This window comes from Lactiplantibacillus sp. 30.2.29 (genome assembly GCF_018991255.1).
GTDB classification, from domain to species: Bacteria; Bacillota; Bacilli; order Lactobacillales; family Lactobacillaceae; genus Lactiplantibacillus; species Lactiplantibacillus pentosus.
Genome location: NZ_JAGYGU010000077.1, coordinates 1 through 2227 on the forward strand (window position 1 = coordinate 1; position 2227 = coordinate 2227).

The 2227-nt window shown below is 33.7% G+C and carries 2 protein-coding genes; one reads left to right on the forward strand and one right to left on the reverse strand.

Going from position 1 to position 2227, the window contains the following annotated elements:
* Positions 1-814 precede the first annotated feature (814 nt).
* A complete protein-coding gene (locus KGF65_RS16490) occupies positions 815-1804 on the reverse strand; it encodes an FRG domain-containing protein (protein ID WP_225366912.1) in 990 nt (329 codons plus the stop codon).
* A gap of 278 nt (positions 1805-2082) precedes the next feature.
* Between KGF65_RS16490 and KGF65_RS16495 the strand changes: the two genes are divergently transcribed.
* A complete protein-coding gene (locus KGF65_RS16495; protein WP_021731144.1) occupies positions 2083-2196 on the forward strand; it encodes a putative holin-like toxin in 114 nt (37 codons plus the stop codon).
* Positions 2197-2227 lie beyond the last annotated feature (31 nt).

Sequence of the window (2227 nt, forward strand, 5' to 3'; positions counted from 1 at the left end):
CTTAATATTTTCAGTCACGTAAATCGTCACTCCTTCTCTTAAATCACGTCTCACATCAAATTCCTCCTACACTCTGATGTGATTCATGATACAAAAAATGTAGGAAAACCAACAGTTCTAACCTGCCGTTTTCCTACATTTTACGGGTGCCTTTTACATCATCAGTCAGATTACAGATGAACAGTTAAAAAAATTCTAACTTAATTTGACAATTCGGGTCATATAAAAAGTTCAATAAGTTTTCGTCAACTAAACGACTGTATCATGAAATAAGGAAAGATATTGGAGACTTTGAGGATCTAATAAATCCTCTAGAATTATTTGTACCCAAGATAGTTACCCCAAGAATTATTGATCAACGTATTAAGAATCAACGGGGGTTATTTATGTTTGTCCCTTTTGTTGATAATTACGGCTTTGAAGAAAATGGGTCACAAGTGGCTCTTAATTCCTACGAAGTCCAAAATCGAACTCAGACTAGAATAAACATTCTAAGACTTCTTTCTAATTCCAGAGATCCACAACCAATGGCCTTTGTTATACCACATTGCAAAAAGGCCTCAATAAGATCAGAGCTGGAGAGTATAGGGATAACAGAAAGCTTCATTTATCCAGATTCATCACATATTGCACACGAAATTTCAAAAAATTATTAGATTTGATTCGATACAGAATGATCCATTAAATCAATTAAGTTTACCGTCCAATAGGGTATGCCCTAATGGCCTTTAAACATTTTTTATATAACTAGCCACATTTTCTTTGTCTGGAAATAAAGTAGCCTGGTTTATTTCCAATGATTGATTTAATTCGTTTAAAATTTGTTGCTTTTTTCACCAGGAATTACTAATCTAATTGGCTCATTGTGTCCATTGTACAGAGATACTTTGTTATCAATATCATCATGAATATTTTCCAAGCTACATGATGTACCATCATAAGGTTCAAAAAGGAAAAAACCACTTTGAGCTCGTAAGCGTTCATTATTAATTGAAGGTTCGACGAAAAATGGGTGAAGTAAAGTTCTAAAGTTGATTAGATCAGCAAAATAACCAGTATCTCTTTTAATATCATGATACAGGCATTGCATTTCATAAGACTGATTTATTTCTTTATAGAAATCATTTAGTGAGTCATATACTTTTTGGTTTTCCTCAGAAAGTTGTTCATAATAGCCCTCTGGGAACTGCTTGACCAGATCCATGTACCAACTTTGGTATAAATGATTTTCATCTTCTTTCAACAAATCATCAATATTTTTGTTGAAAGAAGATATTTTTCTATAAATACTTTTCTTTTTTTCTTCGTCCATCAATGCTAATGTTGATAAGACTTCCACGGTGTCACTGCGACTACTATAGTATGTGAAATCATCAATATTTTGTGTCTTGTTAGAAAAAAACATGGTAACTATCCCGTCTGTTTCATGTCCTTCAGAATCAAGATGAGATTGACAGGCAAAATAAAGAGCGACAAGAGCATTGGTCGTTACATCTAATAACCTAGTTGGCAAGCCAAAATGTTGCATATAAGACAGGCGAGAAAAATTGTTTTCTAAATTGTTAAAATCGTTTGCGTACCTACGCATGTACTCATTAGTAAATGAATATTCATGGGTATATCCGGAGAGCTCTTTTTGTCTAAAGATGCTAGCAACGTTATTACTACTTTTGAAGTCATTTGACTGTCCTCTATAGAAAAATCGTGGTAGCAAACCTCTTCCATCAACTGTTACATTAGCTTTTATAGACTTTAGGGATTCTGCTTTTTTGCTTAAAAAACTATTTACAGATTGAATATTCAAAATAGAACCTCCTATAGATATAAGCAAGCGCTCTGATAAAATGAATCAATTACCGTATTTTTATGCTCAATGTTCTTACTAAGATGGCTTACGTTAATACACTAATCCAGGTTAGAATGAAGTACACTACTGATTTAAAAATATGTTTCTAAAAGAATTATATCTCTGTATAATGAATCAAGTAGAGAAGTTAAGGCGGTGGCTATTTCCGATCGGAGGCGGTGCTTATGGTGTTAAACCTTTAAAGCCCATAAATCCTAACGAAAGGAGTAGCCTAAGTGTCCGTTTCGGACGCTTTACAATTAATGCTAGCTTTCGGTACATTTATCGTGGCCTTGATTGCATTAATTGTTGAGCTGATCAAAAGTCAGCAAAAAAATAATCCGTCTTAGCTTTTGGCAGGGCTAACGGATTATTTAATCT